This is a genomic window from Halomonas sp. DP5N14-9 (assembly GCF_019802175.1).
In the GTDB taxonomy this organism is placed as follows: domain Bacteria; phylum Pseudomonadota; class Gammaproteobacteria; order Pseudomonadales; family Halomonadaceae; genus Halomonas; species Halomonas litopenaei.
On the sequence record NZ_JAHVHR010000020.1, the window covers coordinates 231,095 to 251,080 of the forward strand.

The window sequence follows — 19,986 nt, forward strand, 5'->3', positions numbered from 1 at the left end:
ATCACAGGGCTCCCATCAGGTAGACGAAGGAGAAGACGCAGATCCAGACGATGTCCAGGAAGTGCCAGAACAGGCTCAGACACATGATGCGCGGACGCACCATATCGTCGAGACCACGCTGCTTCACCTGGATCATCATCACCAGGATCCAGATCAGACCGGCGGTCACGTGCAGACCGTGGGTACCGACCAGCAGGAAGAAGGCCGACAGGAAGCCTGAACGATCCGGACCAAAGCCCTCATGGATCAGGTGACGGAACTCATAGAGTTCCAGCGCCACGAAGGCCGCGCCCAGCAGGAAGGTGATCCCGAGCCACTTCATCACCTTGGATGCCTGATTGGCGTTCATGGCGAGCACCGCCATGCCGTAGGTGAAACTCGAGAACAGCAGCAGGAAGGTCCCGACCAGGATGAACGGGAGCTGGAAGATCTCGCCCGGGGTCGGACCATCGGCCGTGCCCCGAAGGAGCACGGCGTAGGTGGCGAACAGTGACCCGAAGATCACCAGGTCGCTCATCAGATAGACCCAGAAACCGAAGACCTTGGTGCCCGCGGCATCATGATGGTCGTGGTCGTGATCATGGTCATGCCCGTGGGCATGACCTTGCTGGTTGAGGGTGTCGGTTGCCATGGTTATGCCTGCATCTCCACACGGTTCTGGTGTTCGCGCTCGATACGCTCGACTTCCGCGGCCGGCACGTAGTAGTCGACGTCATCGTTGAAGATACGCGCGATGAAGGTGGCAAACATGCCCAGTGCGGTCACGATGGCAAGCCACCAGATATGCCACACCAGGGCGAAGCCGAAGACCGCGGAGATCAGACCGATCACCGGACCTTCCCAGGTGTACTTGGGCATGTGAATGTCCTTGTACGGTCCCTTGGACACGCCGGCCTTGCCGCCGTTGGCCTGCTTCTGGTTCCAGAAGTCGTCGATGTCCTTGATCTCGGGCAGATGCGCGAAGTTGTAGAACGGTGCGGGAGACGAGGTCGCCCACTCCAGGGTACGCGCATCCCAGGGATCGCCGGTGACGTCCTGGTTCTTCTTGCGATCACGGATACTGACGTAGAACTGGATCACGGTGCAGGCGATACCACACAGAATCAGCACGGCGCCGATCCAGGCGATGATCATCCACGGCTGCCAGGCGCCGTTGTCATAGGACTGCATGCGACGCACGGCACCGAAGAAGCTGAGAACGTACAGCGGCATGAAGGCCACGTAGAAGCCGGTCAGCCAGAACCAGAAGGAGCGCTTGCCCCACTTCTCGTCGAGGGTGAAGCCGAAGGCCTTCGGGAACCAGTAGGTCAGACCCGCCAGCATGCCGAACACCACGCCGCCGATGATGACGTTGTGGAAGTGGGCGATGACGAACAGGCTGTTGTGCAGCACGAAGTTGGCCGCCGGTACCGCCAGCATCACACCGGTCATGCCACCCAGGGTAAAGGTGATGATGAAGCCGATGGTCCACAGCACCGGAGAGGTGAACTCCAGACGACCGCGGTACATGGTGAACAGCCAGTTGAATACCTTCACCCCGGTGGGGATGGCGATGATCATCGTCATGATGCCGAAGAAGGCATTGACGTTGGCCCCGGCCCCCATGGTGAAGAAGTGGTGCAGCCAGACGATGAACGACAGGAAGGTGATGGCGATGGTCGCCCACACCATGGTGCCGTAGCCGAACAGCCGCTTGCGAGCGAAGGTCGCGATGACCTCGGAGAACACCCCGAATGCCGGCAGGATAAGGATGTACACCTCAGGATGGCCCCAGGCCCAGATGAGGTTGACGTACATCATCATGTTGCCGCCAAAATCGTTGGTGAAGAAGTGAGTCCCCAGGTAACGATCCAGCGTCAGCATCGCGATGGTCGCGGTCAGAATCGGGAAGGACGCGATGATCAGCACGTTGGCGCACAGCGACGTCCAGGTGAAGATGGGCATACGGAACAGGGTCATGCCCTTGGTGCGCATCTTCAGGATGGTGACGAAGAAGTTGATACCGGTCAGGGTCGTACCGATGCCAGATATCTGCAACGCCCATATCCAGTAATCCACCCCGACGCCGGGACTGTACTCTATCCCCGATAGTGGCGCGTAGGCCAGCCAGCCGGTCGCGGCGAACTCACCGACCACCAGCGAGACGTTGACCAGGATGACACCGGCAACGAACAGCCAGAAGCTCAAGTTGTTAAGGAAGGGGAAAGCCACGTCGCGCGCGCCGATCTGCAGCGGCACCACCAGGTTCATCAGACCGATGACCATGGGCATGGCGACAAAGAAGATCATGATCACACCGTGGGCGGTGAAGATCTGATCATAGTGGTCAGGCGGTAGATAGCCCTCGGCTCCGGCCGAGGCCATGGCCTGCTGGGTACGCATCATGATGGCGTCGGCGAAGCCACGGATCAGCATCACCAGCGCGACCAGGAAGTACATGATACCGAGCTTCTTGTGGTCGACGGAGGTGATCCACTCGCGCCACAGATAGCCCCACTTCTTGAAGTAGGTCAGGCCGCCGACCACGGCGATCCCGCCCAGGGCGATACCGATCGCCACCACCATGATGATGGGCTCCTGGATCGGAATCGAGTCTAACGTCAGTTTTCCAAACATGATTTACTCCGCTGCCTCTGCGCTCATGGACTCGCCGTGAGACTCGCTCTCGTCGCCATGGCCGCCTGCGCCGTGCCCGTTGACCACGCCGCCGTAGGTCTCGACGAACTCGGCATGCTTGCCGCCGGCCAGGAAGCTCTTGATGATGCGCTCATAGAGCGCCGGGGTGATCTCGGAGAAGTACTGGACCTCGTTGTCCTCGCTTGGCGTGGCGAGATCGTAGTACTCCTCGGGGAAGGTCAGCGTATCGGACGAGGAACGCACCTTCTCCACCCACTCTTCGAAGTCCTCGACGGAACCCACGTGGGCGTCGAAGGTCATCTCGGAGAAGCCTGCACCGCTGTAGTTGGTGGAGCGGCCCGGATAGACGCCCTGCTCTTCGGCGATCAGGTGAACGTCGTTATCCATGCCGGCCATGGCGTAGATCTGGCTACCCAGGCGCGGAATGAAGAAAGAGTTCATCACCGAACCGGAGCTCACCCGGAAGCGCACCGGAGTGTCCTCGGGGAAGGCCAGTTCGTTGACCGTGGCGATGCCCTGCTCCGGGTAGATGAACAGCCACTTCCAGTCCAGCGATACGGCCTGGATTTCCATGGGCTCGTTCTGTCCTTCCTTGGCCTCGAGACTGCGGTGCGGGTCGAGACTGTGGGAGGTGTACCAGGTCAACAGCGCCAGGAAGACGATGATGACGCAGGGAATGAACCAGACGATGGCCTCGATCTTGGTCGAATGGGCCCAGTCGGGTGAATAGGTGGCATCGGTGTTGCCACGGCGATAGCGCCAGGCAAACCACAGGGTGAGCACGATGACCGGCACCACCACGATCTGCATCAGACCGAAGGCGGTGAGGATCAAGGTACGCTGCTCACGGCCGATCTCCCCCTTGGGGTCGAGCAGCGCCGATTCGCAGCCCGCCAGCAACAGGGGCAGCGCCAGCATCAGCACAACGCTGAGCACGCGCAGGTACGACTTTCTTCTCATGTAGCAACCTCGTCAGGGCTTGGAGGCGGAATACCAGAGATTACGAGCTCAGGCTCGCGCGATGTGCAGGGGCCGCTGAGGTGGAACATTGCATGCACCTTTGGCAAAAGTTGCATGAAATGTGCCGAACCACGGACTAGACCCGCAAAATTTCGCATCCCCTACCCTGCCTCGGTACCACGACAAGACGTCGACACCTGAACAAAAGAAGTAGATGGAATGCGACCGGGGCGTATTGTCGACAGAGCGACCAGACTTGAGAAGCGACGATTTGCCGCAGGGGTGTCGCACCTTTCCTTGATCTGTCGCACCAAGACGTCGCAACAGTGCACAAATGGCCAATTGCCTGGGCCAGCAGAACCTGCCCTGCGACCCAACACCACACCCAGGAAGCACCACCAGGAACCGTGTCAGCGAGGCCGGACCCCACCCCCATGGGAAAGGCGATCTGATGGAAAAGAACGATATCCGTCGCCACGCTATCGTCTGACGTTATCGCCTGACGTTATTTCCCCCGACGCCATCGCCCCAACGCCAGGACGAAAGCGATGACGATGCCGAGAGGGCCAAACCGTGAAGTGTCAGACAAGGAAGGGACAGATAAGGGAGGATCGATAAGGAAGGGCCGGCTCACCAAGGGCCTGGTCATAAAAGAGCGAATCGGCGACGAGGGCCAGATCAGCAAGGGGGCCAAGGGAAGGCTCGAGCAGAAGGGACAGACCACAACGAGAGGCGCAACCGTGCGCCCAGGGGACCACTATCGAGAAAGGCCGTCAGAGACTGAAAGGCCAATGATCCGCAAGACAAGAAGTCACAAGACAAGAATCCACAAGCCAAGGATCCACGCTGGGCAAGAAACCGAAACCGGGGAATCAGGGATGAACCAGCCGAGACGCCACTTCCGGCGTACGTGACAGGCCTGCGGCACCCTCGCCGTGGGTGATGATGACATCGGCGTCGATCAGGGCGCCAAAGAAGGCGGGACGCAGCACGCCCCACTTGCTGTCGTCGAATACCAGGATCCGCTGGGCGGCGGTTTCGATGGCGGCCTGCTTGGGCGCCACTTCATGAAAGTGAAAGCAGCTCAGGCCCCGTGCGGCATGCACCCCGGCGGCGGAGAGAAAGGCGCGATTGATGCCGAGTCCCCGGACCTGGCGGGCGATGTCATCGCCGTCGAAGGACTGGGAGACGCCCTGATAGACGCCGCCCAGCAGGATCAGTCGGATGCCATCGAAATGGCTGACCGCATTGGCCACGTTAAGGGCGTAGGTCACCACCGTCAGGTCTCGTCGGCTGGCCAGTTCTGCGATCATCGGCACCAGGGTGGTGCCGCAATCGATAAACAGGGTATCGCCGTCTTCCACGTAGCCACTGGCGCGGCGACACAGACGCGCCTTGATATCGGCGCCGCGATCCTGTTGAGTTTCCAGGTCGTAGACTGGCGTGAAGTGGGGGTCGTCGCGGCGAACCAGATGCCCGCCCATCAGCATCAGAGGGCTGTCCTTGGTGGACACGTCGCGCCTCAGGGTCATCTCTGACACACCGCAGAGGATGGCGGCGTCCGCCAGCCTCAGGCTGCCGCCTCCGGCGAGCGCCTGCAAAAGGCGCTCCTGTCGCTGAATACTGCGCTGATTCATGGATTCTCCCCCGCGCCTCGACGGTCATGGCTTGCTGCCGTCGTTTTTCAATAAGCATGCCCTGAACTACCGGGTTCAGCCAGTGCCCGGGCAGGTAAGAAAACGCCACTGCACAAATGTTATTTTTCTCACATCAAGTGTTACTATACACTCATTGACGGATGGGCCCAGCCCGTGCCGGCCAATTCCGCTCGACAACAATCACTCGACACGAGCCGCCGCCATGCCCCATCACCTCTATAATTCCTGTTCTGATACCCCATTCGGCATAAGAGATTTCCGCCCCGTTCGAGGCAATTGCCCGCTATCAACGCGATGCGGGACGCCAGACCAGGCCCGAAGTGCGATGATCTATTCTTCAACGTTCATATTTTGATGAGGCGAAGGAACCTATGACACTCCTGATGAGCCTGGTCGGCATGGCCACCCTGATCGCCATCGCCGTCGCGTTCTCCTACAACCGCCGTGCCATTCGCCTGAGAACCGTGGGGGGCGCCTTCCTGATCCAGGCTGGTCTCGGGGCCTTCGTCCTTTACGTGCCCTTTGGCCAGAAGGTCCTGAAAACCGTATCGGACGCCGTCAGCCAGGTGGTGCTCTACGCCAACGACGGCATCGATTTCCTGTTCGGCGGCCTGGCCAACGCCGACAGCGTCGGCTTCGTGTTCGCGGTCAAGGTGCTGCCGGTCATCATCTTCTTCTCGTCGCTGACGGCGGTGCTCTACTACCTGGGCATCATGCAATGGGTCGTGCGCCTGCTCGGCGGCGCGCTGCAGAAGCTGCTCGGCACCTCGCGTACCGAGTCGCTGTCCGCCACCGCCAATATCTTCGTCGGCCAGACCGAGGCGCCGCTGGTCGTGCGGCCCTTTATCGCCCGCATGACCGCCTCCCAGCTATTTGCGGTGATGTGCGGTGGCCTTGCCTCGGTGGCGGGCTCGGTGCTTGCCGGCTACGCCGCACTCGGCATCCCCATGGAATACCTGGTGGCCGCCTCCTTCATGGCGGCCCCCGGCGGCCTGCTGTTCGCCAAGCTGATCATGCCGGAGACCGATCCCGAGGCGGACAAGGCCGACCGTGTCTCCGAGGTCATCGAGGACGAGGACAAGCCGGCCAACGTGCTTGACGCTGCCGCCGGTGGCGCCTCGTCCGGCCTCAAACTGGCGGCCAACGTGGGCGCCATGCTGCTGGCCTTCATCGGCTTGATCGCCCTGCTCAACGGTATCCTCGGTGGCGTCGGTGGTTGGGTCGGATTCGAGGATCTCAGCCTCGAGCTGATCCTGGGCTGGGTGTTCTCGCCGCTGGCCTTCCTGCTCGGCATTCCCTGGGAAGAGGCGACCCTGGCCGGGTCCTTCATCGGCCAGAAGCTGGTAGTCAACGAGTTCGTCGCCTTCATCAACCTGGCCCCCTATATCGACGGCGAGCAGCTCGTGGCCGCCACCGGCGAGGTGATGAGCGACCACACCGCCGCGGTGCTGTCCTTCGCGCTATGCGGCTTCGCCAACCTGTCCTCCATCGCCATCCTGCTCGGCGGGCTCGGCAGCATTGCCCCGAGCCGTCGTCACGACATCGCCCGCTATGGCCTCAAGGCGGTACTGGCCGGCACCCTGTCCAACCTGATGTCGGCCTGCATCGCCGGCTTCTTCATGACCCTGGGCGCCTGATCCCACGTCGCGGATCCAGCGCCCGCCCTCACATCTTCGGCCGCCCGAGGCGGCGGCCTGTCCCACTTCAGGAGCCTCCCATGTCCCCCCAGTCGACCAACCCCTCCGTGATCGCTCGCCAGGCACTGTCCTTGATGGATCTGACCAGCCTCAACGATGACGATACCGACCATGTCGTCGAGGCCCTGTGCCAGCGGGCCAAGACGCCGCTGGGCCACACTGCTGCGGTGTGCATCTATCCGCAGTTCGTGGTGCCTGCGCGGCGCGCCCTCACCGCCCACAACCTCAGCGGCCAGGTCAAGATCGCCACCGTGACCAACTTCCCCCACGGCGAAGACGATGTCATGGCAGCCGCCCGCGCTACCCGCGAAGCGGTGGCTTCCGGTGCCGACGAAGTGGACGTGGTCTTCCCCTACCGCGCCTTCATGAATGGCGATGATCAGATCGGCCAGGAACTGGTCGAGATGTGCAAGGCCGCCGCCAGCGGCCGCACCCTCAAGGTGATCCTGGAAACCGGCGAGTTGAAGGACGCCGAGTTGATCCGCCGGGCCAGCGAGCAGGCCATCGCCGGTGGTGCCGACTTCCTCAAGACCTCCACCGGCAAGGTCGCCGTCAACGCGACGCCCGAGGCCGCCCGAGTGATGCTGGAAGTCATCCGCGACGCGGACCGCCCGGTCGGCTTCAAGGCCGCCGGGGGCGTTCGCAGCGTCGAGGACGCCGCCGTCTATCTGGAGCTTGCCGCCGAGATCATGGGTGCCAACTGGGCCCGTCCCGAGACCTTCCGTTTCGGCGCCTCGGGCCTGCTCGACAACCTGCTGATGACCGCCGGTGTCGGTGTCGACGGCGGGGGCCAGTCCGGAGGCTACTGATGCTGTTGCAGGATATTCTTGCCGCCAAGCGTGACGGCCAGGCGCTGTCCAGCGAGGCCATCCGCCAATTCGTGATGGCCATCGCCGATGACAGCGCCGGTCAGGAGCAGATCGGCGCCTTCGCCATGGCCACCTATCTCAACGGCATGACGCTGGATGAGACGGTGGCGCTGACCGAGGCGACCCGGGACTCCGGCAGCGTGCTGGACTACCGACAGCTTGATCTGCCGGGGCCTATCCTCGACAAGCATTCCACCGGCGGCGTGGGCGACCCGGTATCGCTGATCCTCGGCCCCTGGCTCGCCGCCTGCGGAGCCCACGTGCCGATGATCTCCGGTCGTGGTCTGGGCCACACCGGCGGCACCCTGGACAAGCTCGAGGCCATCGCCGGCTATGACGTCACTCCTCGGCGCACCACCTTCGAGCGCCTGCTCAAGGACGTCGGTGTGGCCATCGTCGGACAGAGCGGCGATCTGGCGCCGGCGGACAAGCGCCTCTACGCGGTGCGCGACGTCACCGCCACCGTTGCCTCGTTGCCGCTGATCGTTGCCTCGATCCTCGGCAAGAAGCTCGCCGAAAACCTCGATGCCCTGGTCATGGACGTCAAGATCGGCAACGGCGCCTTCATGGCGAACGACGACGAGACCCGAACCCTGGCAGCCACCATCGCCGACGTCGCCCGACGTGCCGGCACCCCGACCACGGCGGTGCTCAGCGACATGAACCAGACCCTGGCCGAAAGCGCCGGCAACGCCATCGAGGTACGCGAGTGCCTGGCGATCATGCGCGGTGAGCAGCGCGATTCGCGGCTGTTGACGCTGACCCGCCGCCTGGCGGTGGAAGCGCTGCTGGCCGGCCGACTGGCGACGTCCAAAGAGGACGCCGAACGCCAGCTCGAGGCACGCCTGGCCAGCGGCGACGTGGCCGAGCGCTTCGAGCGCATGGTGGCAGGTCTTGGCGGACCGACCGACCTGCTGGAAAACGCAGGCGCCCTGCCCGCCCCGGCCCCGGTGATCCAGGACGTCCTGGCCGAGCATCCGGGACGGGTGGCACGCCAGGACGTCAAGGCGCTGGGCATGGCGGTGGTCGAGCTGGGCGGCGGGCGCCGCCGTGCCGGCGACGCCATCGACCATCGTGTCGGACTGGACGCCATCGCCGCCATCGGCCAGACGGTCGACCGTCACACCCCGCTGGCGCGCATTCACGCCGCCAGCCAGGCGGACGCTGACAGACTCGCGGCACGGGTACGCGAGGCCTTCACCTTCGGCGACGAGGGCACGCCCCCGCCACTGGTGCACGAGACCTTGTGCGATCCTTCGATAACGGGAGAGACACCATGAGCCGCGCGATCGTGCTGGTGATGGATTCCTTCGGCATCGGTGCTGCCCCCGACGCCGAGCGCTTCGGCGACGCCGGCGCCGATACCCTGGGCCATATCGCCGAGGCCTGTGCCCGCGGGCAGGCCGACGACCGTGGCCGCCGCGGCCCGCTGCAACTTCCCAACCTGGCCCGCCTGGGGCTCTATCACGCCCACCGCGAGGCCACCGGCGCCAGCGCCGCAGGCATCCAGCTGGGCGAGGTCGACGGCGCCTACGCCCACGCCATGGAGGTGTCCTCGGGCAAGGACACCCCGTCCGGGCACTGGGAAATCGCCGGGGTCCCGGTGCGCTTCGACTGGGGGTACTTCGAGGACAGGGAGCAGAGCTTTCCGCCGCTACTGCTCAAGGCATTGATCGAGGAGGCGGCGCTACCCGGTGTGCTGGGCAACTGCCACGCCTCAGGCACCGAGATCATCGCCCGTCTGGGTGAAGAACACTGCGCCAGCGGCAAGCCCATCGTCTACACCTCCGCCGACAGCGTCTTCCAGATCGCCGCCCATGAGGACAGCTTCGGCCTTGAGCGCCTGCTGTCATTGTGCGAGACCGCCCGGCGGCTGCTCGAGCCCTACAATATCGGTCGGGTGATCGCGCGCCCCTTCGTCGGTGACGACGCCGCGAGCTTCCAGCGCACCGGCAATCGTCGCGACTACAGCGTCGAGCCGCCCTCGCCCACGGTGCTGTCGAAGCTTCACGACGCCGGCGGCGAGGTCGTGGCCATCGGCAAGATCGCCGACATCTACGCCCACTGCGGCATCAGTCGTCTGATCAAGGCGTCGGGCCATGACGCTTTGATGGCGGCGACCCTGGCGGCCATGGATGAACCGGTGGCGAGCGACACCCAGCGCCTGATCATGACCAACTTCGTCGACTTCGACATGGTCTACGGCCATCGCCGCGACGTCTCCGGCTATGCGGCGGCGCTGGAAGCCTTCGACCGACAGTTGCCGGCGCTGCTCGAACGGCTGACCGACGACGATCTGCTGGTGATCACCGCCGACCACGGCTGCGACCCCACCTGGCAAGGCAGCAACCACACCCGCGAGTTCATCCCGGTACTGGCCAGCGGCGCCGGGCTTCCGGCGGGATCGCTGGGGCGTCGGCAGAGCTTCGCCGACATCGGCCAGAGCCTGGCGAGCTATTTCGGTCTTGCCCCCATGGCCGACGGTGAGAGCTTTATCGAGCGCAAACGAGCATTGGATAGACGAGGAGCTTAGATGGCTACCCCCCACATCAAGGCCGAACGTGGTGATTTCGCCGACACCGTGCTGATGCCCGGCGATCCCCTGCGCGCCAGATACATCGCCGAGACCTTTCTCGAGGATGCGCGCCTGGTCAACGAGGTGCGCAACATGTACGGCTACACCGGCCGCTACAAGGGACGCGAGATCTCTGTCATGGGCCACGGCATGGGCATCCCCTCGGTATCGATCTACGCCAAGGAACTGATCACCGAATTCGGCGCCAGACGGCTGATCCGCGTGGGTTCCTGCGGCGCCGTGCGCGACGACGTCAAGGTACGTGACCTGATCATCGGCCTCGGCGGCAGCACCGACTCGGGCGTCAACCGCTCGCGCTTTCGCGGCCTCGACTTCGCCGCCATCGCCGATTTCGACCTGACCCGCGCCGCCGTGGACGCTGCCGGCGCTCAGGGCACCCCGGTCAAGGTCGGCAACATCTTCTCTGCCGACCTGTTCTATCACCCGGACCCGGCGCTAATCGACTGCCTGCGCAAGTTCGACATCGTCGGCGTCGAGATGGAGGCCGCCGGGCTCTACGGCGTCGCCGCCGAATTCGGCGCCCGCGCCCTGACCATCTGCACGGTATCGGACCATATCGTCAACGGCGACAGCCTCTCCAGCGACGAGCGCGCCACCAGCTTCGACGAGATGATGACCATCGCCCTCGAGGCCGTGCTCGAGGACGACCGCCAGCAAACCAGCCGCCAGGAGACTACCCGATGAGCGATCCAAGGACGCCAGAGACCGTCGACGCCGATATCGTCAAGGCGCTGATCGAGGTACGCGGCCGCGCCTACGTGCCCTACTCCAGCCATCCTGTAGGCGCCCTGCTGATCAGTGACTCGGGAACCCGCTACGTCGGCGCCAACGTCGAGGTCGCCCACTACAAGGGGCTGTGCGCCGAGGCCTCGGCCATCGCCGCCATGGTCACCAGCGGCGAGACCCGGCTGAAGGAGGTCTACGTCATCGGTCCCGGCGAGCATCTGTGCACCCCCTGCGGTGACTGCCGTCAGCGCCTGCGCGAGTTCTCCTCCCCCGACACCCTGATCCGGGTGGTGGACGCGGACGGCCAACTGCTCAAGCGCTACACCATGGACGAGCTGCTGCCGGACTCCTTCGGGCCGGAAAACCTGGGCAAGGACTCCGCCTTCGCCAGCTAGGCGAGCGAATTCACTACCTCGGAGTTGTCCGCTCTGACGTTGCCGAATCGGCTCGATTTGCCTGGCAGACCTGCCGGAGCGCCAAACGAACTGACTCGGCAACCGGAGCCCTACTGGATGCCCTGAAACAATCTCGGATTGTAGATCCGTGCCCGGATGTCGATGAGCGAGACTTTATCTATGTCCGGGTGCAGCGGATTCACCATCGCCACCTGATCAATGCCCGCAGCAGCGGTACTTGGCACCAGCAGTATCAAGTTGCGGGCCGCCGACAGGAACGCTGTACCGAGTCGCCGCGTGTGTTCAGGAGGGGGAAACAGGTCCCAGCCATCAGGCAATTCATCGACTCCGACCTTCTCGACGGCGCTGCTTTGTACGTCATAGATGCCCAGGCGAAAATCCTTCGGGACCAAGCGCGGGTCTGGAATATAGTTACCCATTTCCAGCATGGCGACGGAGGCACTGGTACCGAAATACAGCACCGGATGGCCGGGGTCATTCCAGCGCGCCCCATCGTGATAGCTGGCACCGCGCCCGGACAGGTTGGCCAGAAAACGCTCAGGGGCGATACGGTACAGCCTCATCAACTGAAGTCGCCGTGACTGATCTTGCGCAGCACCTGTCGTACCAGTTCACGGCCAGCAAAGGTATCCAGGAGTTCGATCGGGCGCGAGCCGGCGAGTGCGGGTACCTCGGCGTGCAGCCATTGATGACCGACCGCTTCGTCAGCGAACACCTCACCTACCTCGACAAACAACTTCAGCGTGTCGAGCACTTCTTCGCTTTGCGCACGCCCCAGCGCCTTGCGCTTGTAGAAGCGATGCAGATTGCCGGAGTCCGTCTCCAGCAGTCGTACAAAGAGATCGCGGTCGGCCGACAGTGCATCGATCGCCTGTTTGAGCACGCTTCCCGGCAGCCCTTGCCTGACGGTTCTGATAAAAGCGGCTGAATCGGTGTACACCTCGCGGGGCAGGTCGATCTGCGCCATCACCCCGCCACCCGCTGCACGGTCCTTTTCGAGAAGCTCCATCGCGTTCTCCCGGCGCTCACTCGCTGGCACGGCGCCAGCAACATTCCCACCTGTACGCTTCAGCATACATCAGATCGAAGTTTTACCAACATCAATATGACCCAAACTCGGCAAGGGGGCACTTTCGCCGACTCGCCACCACACAGCGGAACGCGTCACCGCCAGCGGGCAGCACCGGCCCGAGCCAATTCGGCCTATGCTCAATACTGTTCAGCGCGACCCCGCCCGGCTCACCACAATCGCTCGAGACGTGACGTTCGCTTTGGCCGCGAGGCAGGACGAGGGTCACCCGCGCTGCATCACCCTGTGCAGGTCATCGGGGTGGCGGCCATCACGGCGCAAACTCCTGCGTCCAAGTACCCGCCTCAATTCAAACAACAAGGTAACGGTCCATGACCACAGACTTCTCTCCCGGCGAAAATATCGCCATGAAGATTCCGGCCCACGAGTACGAGGCGACCGTTGCCTTCTACCGCGAGATCCTGAAGTTCGAGGAATTGACGCCACCCGGTGTCCGGGAGACGCCGCGCTTTGCCTTCGGCGACAAGATACTGTGGCTGGATCGCGAGCCGCACTTGAGCCAGGCGGAGATCTGGCTTCAGATCTTGGCCAGCGACATCCAGGCCGCCTCGAGCTACCTCGAACAGCGTGGCTGTCAGCGCTGCGACGAGATCGAGCAGCTGCCGAAAGAATTCAACTCGTTCTGGATCACCAGCCCCTGCAATATCATCCACCTGGTGTCACCCGCCGATGACTCGCCCCCCGACGATGTGAGATTGGAAAACGGAGTCGATTGACTGCAGCTGCCGCAGCCAGCCGGACGCAAAAAAGGCCACCACTGGTGGCCACAAGGCTTGCTGGACTTGCCTGAGATCGGTTCCATCAGACGTGCTGTAGTGTCTTTCGCGTGGCGAGACTGGCGGTGACGCCACGCGATTCGAAGGCTCGTTTGTCCCAAGTGGTGGCCGCGCTTGCTTCAGGCCGCTTTGGGTTCATGAGCCCCACGACGTCAGACGCTTTGCTTCAGGCCACCTTTCCCTTGCTGAAGCGCTTCTTCAGGTAGGCGACGATGTCCATGGATTCGTACATCCAGGTCTCGCTGCCGTCTTCATTGGTGATCAGCAGGCACGGCACCTGAATCTTGCCGCCGCCTTCCTTCAGTGCCTTGCGGTGCGCCGGGTTGGCGCCCGCGTCGCGGATATCCACCTCGACGCCGAGCTTGTCGAGTTCACGGCGCACAAAGGCGCAGAACGGGCAGTGGGCGAAATGGTAAAGCGCGAGATCCTTGGCAACGGTCATGGTGACGACTCCCTCGTGGGTGATACCGCTCGTTGACGATGTGGTCGGTGACGTCACTCCCTTCAAGAGTCGACGACACCCGAAACAGTTGGTGCAGGCGACGGCGCGTTCCGGAGGTTCAACCTTGGCGCTGAGCCTTGGTACCAGACCTTGCCGCCGCCCGACTTGCTAACTTGGTGTCGACACTCACGAGTTCCTGACAGCCTTTCCCGACTTTTCTCACCTCAGTGCAATGTATGCGGGGTACAGCACAACGCCGTCAGGTCCCCGGATCGGGCGAGGCGCCGGTAGCACTGGTTTGATGATGGGGGTCTGCCACCCCGGCCTGGCCTCGGGCGCGCCCGCTGGCATCGCGCCCCTGGTGGTCGGCCTCGCCCTCGCTGGTGGTACCATCGAGACGCCCGCCGCCACGGCCTTCCATGCTGACGCTGAGGCGCGGCGCGCCCAGTTCGACGCCCATCTCCTCCATGCGCTGCTTGAGCAGCATGTTGAAGGCACGGGCCACGTCCCACTGCATTTCCGGCGAGGTGCGAAAGCGCATCCGCAGGATCGCGCAGCCATCCTCGAAACGATCGATACCCTGCATTTCCAGCGGTGACCAGATGTGGTGGCGCATGATCGGATCCTGGCGCAGATCCCGGGCGGTCTCCTGCATCAGGGTGGTGGCGTCGTCGATCTTCATGTCGAAGGGAATGCGGATCTTCATCAGCGCCACGCCGAACTGCCGCGACATGTTATGAATGGAGTCGATACGCGAGAAGGTCAGGATATGCACGATGCCGTCCAGGTCACGCAGGCGTACGGTCCTGAGCGTCAACCCTTCCACCGTGCCCATGTGGCCATTGATCTGAACGAAGTCGTCCACCGCCAGGGAGTCCTCGATCAGGATGAAGATGCCGGTGATCAGGTCCTGCACCAGGGTCTGGGCGCCGAAGCCGATGGCCAGACCGATCACCCCGGCACCGGCCAGCAGCGGCGTCACGTTGACCCCCAGATTGGCCAGGCCGACGATGGAGGCGATGATCACGATGGCTGCGAAGATCACGTTGCGAATCATCGGGGTGATGGTCTGGGCCCGCGCCTGGTTGACCCGACGCCCGCGCGAGCGCGCCGAGGAGGTCAGCGCCCGCTGGATGGCGGTATCGGCGAAGATCCACACCAGCCAGGCCAGCAATACGGTAAAGGCGATCGCCAGGATCGCCTGGCCGATGCGCACGCTGGCCACCCCTTCGCGGCCGATGCCCACCAGCGAGCCGCCCCACACCTGCAGCGACAGCTCGGCGAACACCAGCCAGGCAAGCACATGCCCCAGGGTATAGGCGAAACGTTCGAGCCGGCGGCGATACTCGCTGTGGTGGCGGTGGCGACCCCGGCTGTGGTCATGACGCTCGTTCTGGCGGCGCAGCAGCGCGGTGACCACCAGCGTCAGCACCAGCAGGGCGGCGTTGATGATCGAACGGGCCAGTGCGGTACCGACATCGCCTCCGGTGACGAAGATCGCCACCAGCGAGGCCCCCACCAGCAGCAACGCGGGAATATGCCACAGCCGACCGATCACCCGAGTGACCTCGGTGGGACTCGAGCAATCGCTGCGGATGGTGTAGGTGCGGTTGCGAATCAGATGCTTGATCGGCCGCTTGAAGCGAACGATGAAGCGGAAGGTCAGCACCGCGGCCAGGATATTGGCCAGCACCGAGGCTAGCGAGGACAGGTCGACCCCCAGCAGGTCCACCAGACGTTCGGTCTTGAAGGCGTCGCCGAGGGCGATCAGTGCGCCGATGACGAACAGCGGACGCAGAGCCCGCTGCTGCAGCAGCTTGACCGCGGTATAGCGATGCCCGCGGGTGAACACCGAGATGACGATCTCGACCACCACCGACAGGATGCGCCCGCACAGTGCGGCGTAGGCGATCACCGATACGACGGTGCGCCCGGCGCTGCCGGGCACCAGCTGTGACACCCCCAGCACCGCCAGAAAGGCCAGCGCCCAGGGCAGCATGCGGCGCAGAAAGTGAGCCGCCAGCAGCCACGCCTTGGGCTCTCTCGGCAGGTCCATCGGCCAGCCCCGGCGGGACCCGATCAAACGCCCCAGCGCCACCAGGATGATCACCATGCCACCCCAGATCGTCAGCAGGATGCTGAACTCCACGGCGAACTGGGCCAGCTCGCTATGGCTGGTGTCGGCGATCAGGCCATTGATATCGCGCCAGCCCTCCGCCAGCTTGGCGCGCCACTGGGCCATGGGCGAACCGGCCCCTTCGGCCTGCTCGCCAAGCTCGGTGAAGGTATCGGCAAGCGCCCCCAGCAGTCCCTGGGAACTGGTGCCGGTTTCCGCTGCGGCCTGGCCCGCGTCGCGCAGTGACCTGAGGCTATCGAGCAACTCCTGACGGCTCTGGTCGCTTTCCAGCGTCTGGATCAGGGTATCCAGGGATCGCTGCAGCTCTTCGGAGGAGGCTTCCTGTGGGGCCTGTTCACCGCCCCCGGCCAGGGCCTCCAGCGCCAGGCCCTGGGCCGACGCCTGAACGGGCAAAATACATGCCCCAATGAGAAAGAGAAGCACAAACCATTGAAATATGTGAACTATTTTACTTCTATGCAGCAACATTCGTGCTCCCTGCCGGTGAGGACTCGGCGCCGCCGCCGATGAAAAGTGACCGCCTATGGTAGTCTGCGAAGTAACGTCCCACTAATGCCTTATCAGGATGCCGCCATGAAAGCTCAAGCGCCACCCGAGCCCACCACCGCCGACGGAGACATCCGCAAGGTGGGAGTGGAAATCGAGTTCGCCGGCCTGGACCCCATGGCCACCGCAGAGATGGTCCAGTCCCTGTTCGACGGTCGTATCGAGGTCCAGAGCGCCCACCGGATGAAGGTCAGCGACACCCAGTGGGGCGACTTCAAGATCGAACTGGACTCTCAGTACGTCCACCCCGAATCACCCGAGGACGCGGCCAAGACACCCGGCGACGACTGGGATCGCATGCGCCGCGACCTCGACCGTCGCTCTCGCGAGCTGCTTGGCGACATGGTCACCGGACTGGTGCCGACGGAGATCGTCTGCCCCCCGGTCCCCTGGGATGAGCTCGACAAGCTCGACGCGCTGTTCGACGGACTGCGCGAGCACGGCGCCAAGGGCACCGAGGCCAGCCTGATGTACGGTTTCGGTCTGCATCTGAATCCGGAGCTCCCGAGTCTCGAGGCCGAGGACATCCTGCGCTATCTGCGCGCCTACCTGCTGTCCGCCGACTGGCTGCGCGAACAGATCCGGGTCGATATCACCCGGGAGGTGCTGCCCCACGCCAATCCCTTCCACAAACGCTACTGCCTCAAGCTGTTCGACGAGGACTATGCTCCCGATATCGACCAGTTGATCGATGACTATCTGGCCGACAACGACACTCGCAACCGCGATCTGGACATGCTGCCGTTGTTCGCCCACCTGAGGCCCGACCATCCCCACGAGCTGTTTCGCAAGGAACTTGTCCAGCCGCGACCCACCTTTCACTACCGTCTGCCCAACGCTCAGCTTTCCGAAGCCGACTGGGGCGCGGTGACCGAATGGAACCGCTGGCTCGAGGTAGAACGCCTGGCCTGCGCGCCCGAGACCTTGCATGAGCGTATGGCGGAGTATCGAGCCCGTCACCTCGACAGCTCGCTGTGGCAAAAGATAAAGCACAAGCTCAAGGGAGACTCCAAGGATGGCTGAACGCCCGGTGATCGGTATTTCCACCTCCGACCACAAGAGCCTGCTGGCCTGGTGCTTCGACTGGTTCGCGGTGTGGCGCCATGGAGGCAAACCGCTCAGGCTATCGCCGTCGCGGCCACGACCGGACCGGCTCGATGGCCTGATCGTCGGCGGAGGTGATGACATCCAGGCGCATCTGTACGGCGGCGAGATGCAGCTCGACGTGCGCGTCGATCCAGAACGTGACGAACTGGAACTCGAGCTGCTGGCCCGCGAGATCCCGCGCAATACACCGGTACTCGGTATCTGCCGCGGCTCGCAACTGATCAACGTCCACCTGGGTGGCACCCTGGACAGCGACATCTACACCACCCACGAAGGGCTCAAGCGCCGGCGCACCGTGCTGCCACGCAAGACCGTTGACATCGTCGAGGGTAGCCGACTACATCAGCTGCTGCGGGTCAGCTGGTGTCGCATCAACAGCCTTCATCACCAGGCGGTGGAACACACCGGTCGCGGTGTCGATATCGTGGCACGTGACCGGGACGGCCTGGTTCAGGGGATCGAGTCCCGTGAGCACGACTTCCTGCTGGGGGTTCAGTGGCACCCGGAATTCCTGATCTTCAATCGCCCCCAGCAACGACTCATCCGCGCTCTGGTCGACGCGGCGAGAAAGCCCCACGCCGAGCGCCAGGTGCCACCGGAACCCCGCGCCGAACGTCCCACGCAAAGCGCCTCCTGAGCACGAGCCTTCGAGGGTCAATGCAGCTGCGCGAAAAAGCCCGCCAATCGGCGGGCTTTTCCATGTGGCAACAACATCGTGGCAACGACGTCGCTGACGCGACCCGGCCGGATCAGGCCAGCTTGGCGTCCAGGCTGATCTCGGCGTTCAACAGCTTGGAGATCGGGCAGCCGGCCTTGGCCTTCTCGGCGGCCTCCTGGAACACCGACTCGTCGGCGCCGGGGATGCTGGCGCGAGTGGTCAGATGCACCTTGGTCACGGCGAAGCCACCGTCGACCTCATCGAGGGTCACCTCGGCGCTGGTGTCGATGCTGTCGGCTTCAAGGTCGGACTCGCCCAGAATCATCGACAGTGCCATGGAATAGCAGCTGGCGTGGGCCGCACCGATCAGCTCTTCCGGATTGGTCCCGGCCTGGCCTTCGAAGCGCTGCTTGAAGTCATAGGGAACATCGCTGAGCGCGTCGCTGTTGGTGGACACAACGCCCTTGCCCTGCTTGAGACTGCCCTTCCACTGCGCGGATGCGGTGTTGGTGATACTCATGACGACTCCTTCCAGTTGAGATACACGGGCTGGTAAACACACTACGGTGGCGCCTCTTCCTGAGGCGCTCGCCCCGCCACCTCCCATCGATGGGCGGTACCTGCGGGGCCAATCATCCCTGGCGGGACAACTGATGACTTCACCATGCATCTTGTACCGAGGTCTGTCCAGCCTCGTCTTGCGCGCCGACGGTCATGGCTGCGATAGTCGATCGCATCTCTGGAAAACTATTCCGCAAAGGTGTGCGACATGACGACTGCCAAGGTTCTGCTGGAAACCGGAAGCACCGCCGAGGCCCTGCCTGCCCTGGGCCAGGGCACCTGGTACATGGGTGAAGGGCGTGCGCCCCGGCGACAGGAAATCGCCGCCCTGCAACGTGGGCTGGAGCGAGGTCTGCGGCTGATCGACAGCGCCGAAATGTACGGCGACGGTGCCGCCGAACGCCTGGTCGGCGAGGCCATCCAGGGTCGCCGCGACCAGGCGTTTGTGGTCTCCAAGGTCTACCCCTGGAACGCCGGTCGCGACAGCGCCATCGCCGCCTGCGAAGCGAGTCTTGAGCGCCTGGGCACCGATTACCTGGATCTGTACCTGCTGCACTGGCCGGGGAGCATCCCACTGGACGAAACGCTGGAGGCCTTCGATCGCCTGGTCGCTGCCGGCAAGATTCGTCGCTTCGGTGTGTCGAACTTCGACGTGGACGATATGCAGACGCTGGCTCGCCTGCCCGGTGGCGGCGACTGCGCGGTCAACCAGGTCCTCTACCATCTGGCGTCGCGGGGAATCGAGATTGCCCTGAGGCCATGGCAACGCCGGCAACGGATGCCGCTGATGGCTTACTGTCCGCTGGCCCAGGCCGGCGCCGTCGGCGCAGATCCCCTGGCCGACCCGCAACTTGGTGAGCTCGCCGCGGACCTCGGCCTGACCCCGGCGCAACTGCTGCTGGCCTGGGCCATCCGACCGGTCGAGGGCCAGCACGAGGTCATCGCGATTCCCAAGGCCGCCTCCCCCGAGCACGTCGACGACAACGCCAGGGCGCTGGAGGTAACCCTGGACGAGGCAACACTTGCGCGACTCGACGCCCTGTATCCGGCGCCACAGCGTAAGGTGCCGCTGGATATCGTCTAGGTGGGTCCAACCTGATGAGAGAGCTG

19 protein-coding genes are annotated in these 19,986 nt (G+C 63.7%); 10 read left to right on the forward strand and 9 right to left on the reverse strand.

The window, feature by feature from the left end:
* Window position 1: 1 nt before the first annotated feature.
* From KUW00_RS12240 to KUW00_RS12255, 4 genes are all read right to left on the reverse strand, one after another.
* Window positions 2-631: a cytochrome o ubiquinol oxidase subunit III gene (locus KUW00_RS12240; protein WP_045991924.1), complete on the reverse strand. Its 630-nt coding sequence runs from the start codon at window positions 629-631 to the stop codon at window positions 2-4.
* Between the two features lie 2 nt (window positions 632-633).
* Entirely contained in the window at window positions 634-2,616 is a 1,983-nt protein-coding gene (gene cyoB, locus KUW00_RS12245; protein ID WP_045991923.1) for a cytochrome o ubiquinol oxidase subunit I, read from the reverse strand.
* Between the two features lie 3 nt (window positions 2,617-2,619).
* Window positions 2,620-3,597 (reverse strand): ubiquinol oxidase subunit II, encoded by a 978-nt coding sequence (gene cyoA / locus KUW00_RS12250; protein ID WP_045991922.1) that lies wholly within the window; start codon window positions 3,595-3,597, stop codon window positions 2,620-2,622.
* Window positions 3,598-4,469: 872 nt separating this feature from the next.
* Complete coding sequence (locus tag KUW00_RS12255; protein WP_045991921.1) at window positions 4,470-5,234, reverse strand: DeoR/GlpR family DNA-binding transcription regulator; 765 nt, start codon at window positions 5,232-5,234, stop codon at window positions 4,470-4,472.
* Window positions 5,235-5,626: 392 nt separating this feature from the next.
* Between KUW00_RS12255 and KUW00_RS12260 the strand changes: the two genes are divergently transcribed.
* The 6 genes from KUW00_RS12260 (at window position 5,627) to cdd (ending at window position 11,538) form a co-directional block, all read left to right on the forward strand.
* Complete coding sequence (locus tag KUW00_RS12260) at window positions 5,627-6,892, forward strand: NupC/NupG family nucleoside CNT transporter (RefSeq protein ID WP_045991920.1); 1,266 nt, start codon at window positions 5,627-5,629, stop codon at window positions 6,890-6,892.
* An 80-nt stretch (window positions 6,893-6,972) separates the two neighbouring features.
* The gene (gene deoC, locus KUW00_RS12265; RefSeq protein WP_108131547.1) at window positions 6,973-7,761 is read left to right on the forward strand and encodes a deoxyribose-phosphate aldolase; all 789 of its coding nucleotides are present in this window, start codon (window positions 6,973-6,975) and stop codon (window positions 7,759-7,761) included.
* Entirely contained in the window at window positions 7,761-9,101 is a 1,341-nt protein-coding gene (deoA, locus tag KUW00_RS12270) for a thymidine phosphorylase (RefSeq protein ID WP_108449686.1), read from the forward strand. Before deoC ends, deoA begins: the two co-directional genes overlap by 1 nt.
* Window positions 9,098-10,354 (forward strand): phosphopentomutase, encoded by a 1,257-nt coding sequence (locus KUW00_RS12275; RefSeq protein ID WP_222569198.1) that lies wholly within the window; start codon window positions 9,098-9,100, stop codon window positions 10,352-10,354. Before deoA ends, KUW00_RS12275 begins: the two co-directional genes overlap by 4 nt.
* Window positions 10,355-11,101: a purine-nucleoside phosphorylase gene (gene deoD, locus KUW00_RS12280; protein WP_045991916.1), complete on the forward strand. Its 747-nt coding sequence runs from the start codon at window positions 10,355-10,357 to the stop codon at window positions 11,099-11,101.
* Entirely contained in the window at window positions 11,098-11,538 is a 441-nt protein-coding gene (gene cdd / locus KUW00_RS12285; protein ID WP_222569199.1) for a cytidine deaminase, read from the forward strand. Before deoD ends, cdd begins: the two co-directional genes overlap by 4 nt.
* A gap of 110 nt (window positions 11,539-11,648) precedes the next feature.
* Here the strand turns inward: cdd and KUW00_RS12290 are convergent, their stop codons facing one another.
* Both KUW00_RS12290 and KUW00_RS12295 read right to left on the reverse strand, forming a co-directional pair.
* The gene (locus KUW00_RS12290; RefSeq protein WP_222569200.1) at window positions 11,649-12,122 is read right to left on the reverse strand and encodes an RES family NAD+ phosphorylase; all 474 of its coding nucleotides are present in this window, start codon (window positions 12,120-12,122) and stop codon (window positions 11,649-11,651) included.
* Window positions 12,122-12,568, reverse strand: a complete 447-nt coding sequence (locus KUW00_RS12295) for an antitoxin Xre/MbcA/ParS toxin-binding domain-containing protein (RefSeq protein WP_045991913.1) — start codon at window positions 12,566-12,568, stop codon at window positions 12,122-12,124. The genes KUW00_RS12290 and KUW00_RS12295 overlap by 1 nt, the downstream gene beginning before the upstream one ends.
* A gap of 392 nt (window positions 12,569-12,960) precedes the next feature.
* Between KUW00_RS12295 and KUW00_RS12300 the strand changes: the two genes are divergently transcribed.
* Entirely contained in the window at window positions 12,961-13,365 is a 405-nt protein-coding gene (locus tag KUW00_RS12300) for a VOC family protein (RefSeq protein WP_222569201.1), read from the forward strand.
* Between the two features lie 226 nt (window positions 13,366-13,591).
* Here KUW00_RS12300 and KUW00_RS12305 read toward each other — a convergent pair whose 3' ends face one another.
* On the reverse strand, window positions 13,592-13,867 hold the full coding sequence (locus KUW00_RS12305) for a glutaredoxin family protein (protein WP_052704282.1): 276 nt from the start codon (window positions 13,865-13,867) through the stop codon (window positions 13,592-13,594).
* 259 nt (window positions 13,868-14,126) lie between these two features.
* Window positions 14,127-16,472: a mechanosensitive ion channel family protein gene (locus KUW00_RS12310; protein ID WP_213230335.1), complete on the reverse strand. Its 2,346-nt coding sequence runs from the start codon at window positions 16,470-16,472 to the stop codon at window positions 14,127-14,129.
* Window positions 16,473-16,577: 105 nt separating this feature from the next.
* Here KUW00_RS12310 and KUW00_RS12315 point away from each other — a divergent pair, with 105 nt between their 5' ends.
* Window positions 16,578-17,573, forward strand: coding sequence for an amidoligase family protein (locus KUW00_RS12315; RefSeq protein WP_108131539.1), 996 nt, complete (start codon window positions 16,578-16,580; stop codon window positions 17,571-17,573).
* Window positions 17,566-18,294 carry a gamma-glutamyl-gamma-aminobutyrate hydrolase family protein gene (locus tag KUW00_RS12320; protein WP_045991909.1) on the forward strand — a complete coding sequence of 243 codons (729 nt, stop codon included), beginning with the start codon at window positions 17,566-17,568 and terminating at the stop codon, window positions 18,292-18,294. The genes KUW00_RS12315 and KUW00_RS12320 overlap by 8 nt, the downstream gene beginning before the upstream one ends.
* 112 nt (window positions 18,295-18,406) lie before the next feature.
* Here the strand turns inward: KUW00_RS12320 and KUW00_RS12325 are convergent, their stop codons facing one another.
* Entirely contained in the window at window positions 18,407-18,835 is a 429-nt protein-coding gene (locus KUW00_RS12325) for an OsmC family protein (RefSeq protein ID WP_045991908.1), read from the reverse strand.
* Window positions 18,836-19,084: 249 nt separating this feature from the next.
* On the opposite strand from KUW00_RS12325, the gene KUW00_RS12330 reads away from it, so the two are divergent.
* Window positions 19,085-19,960, forward strand: coding sequence for an aldo/keto reductase (locus KUW00_RS12330; RefSeq protein WP_108449693.1), 876 nt, complete (start codon window positions 19,085-19,087; stop codon window positions 19,958-19,960).
* The last annotated feature ends 26 nt before the right edge of the window (window positions 19,961-19,986 follow it).

Coding starts and splice junctions, on each gene's coding strand:
- KUW00_RS12240 (WP_045991924.1), bottom strand. CDS start 631: ATGGCAACCGACACCCTCAACCAGCAAGGTCATGCCCACGGGCATGAC.
- cyoB (WP_045991923.1), bottom strand. CDS start 2,616: ATGTTTGGAAAACTGACGTTAGACTCGATTCCGATCCAGGAGCCCATC.
- cyoA (WP_045991922.1), bottom strand. CDS start 3,597: ATGAGAAGAAAGTCGTACCTGCGCGTGCTCAGCGTTGTGCTGATGCTG.
- KUW00_RS12255 (WP_045991921.1), bottom strand. CDS start 5,234: ATGAATCAGCGCAGTATTCAGCGACAGGAGCGCCTTTTGCAGGCGCTC.
- KUW00_RS12260 (WP_045991920.1), top strand. CDS start 5,627: ATGACACTCCTGATGAGCCTGGTCGGCATGGCCACCCTGATCGCCATC.
- deoC (WP_108131547.1), top strand. CDS start 6,973: ATGTCCCCCCAGTCGACCAACCCCTCCGTGATCGCTCGCCAGGCACTG.
- deoA (WP_108449686.1), top strand. CDS start 7,761: ATGCTGTTGCAGGATATTCTTGCCGCCAAGCGTGACGGCCAGGCGCTG.
- KUW00_RS12275 (WP_222569198.1), top strand. CDS start 9,098: ATGAGCCGCGCGATCGTGCTGGTGATGGATTCCTTCGGCATCGGTGCT.
- deoD (WP_045991916.1), top strand. CDS start 10,355: ATGGCTACCCCCCACATCAAGGCCGAACGTGGTGATTTCGCCGACACC.
- cdd (WP_222569199.1), top strand. CDS start 11,098: ATGAGCGATCCAAGGACGCCAGAGACCGTCGACGCCGATATCGTCAAG.
- KUW00_RS12290 (WP_222569200.1), bottom strand. CDS start 12,122: ATGAGGCTGTACCGTATCGCCCCTGAGCGTTTTCTGGCCAACCTGTCC.
- KUW00_RS12295 (WP_045991913.1), bottom strand. CDS start 12,568: ATGGAGCTTCTCGAAAAGGACCGTGCAGCGGGTGGCGGGGTGATGGCG.
- KUW00_RS12300 (WP_222569201.1), top strand. CDS start 12,961: ATGACCACAGACTTCTCTCCCGGCGAAAATATCGCCATGAAGATTCCG.
- KUW00_RS12305 (WP_052704282.1), bottom strand. CDS start 13,867: ATGACCGTTGCCAAGGATCTCGCGCTTTACCATTTCGCCCACTGCCCG.
- KUW00_RS12310 (WP_213230335.1), bottom strand. CDS start 16,472: ATGTTGCTGCATAGAAGTAAAATAGTTCACATATTTCAATGGTTTGTG.
- KUW00_RS12315 (WP_108131539.1), top strand. CDS start 16,578: ATGAAAGCTCAAGCGCCACCCGAGCCCACCACCGCCGACGGAGACATC.
- KUW00_RS12320 (WP_045991909.1), top strand. CDS start 17,566: ATGGCTGAACGCCCGGTGATCGGTATTTCCACCTCCGACCACAAGAGC.
- KUW00_RS12325 (WP_045991908.1), bottom strand. CDS start 18,835: ATGAGTATCACCAACACCGCATCCGCGCAGTGGAAGGGCAGTCTCAAG.
- KUW00_RS12330 (WP_108449693.1), top strand. CDS start 19,085: ATGACGACTGCCAAGGTTCTGCTGGAAACCGGAAGCACCGCCGAGGCC.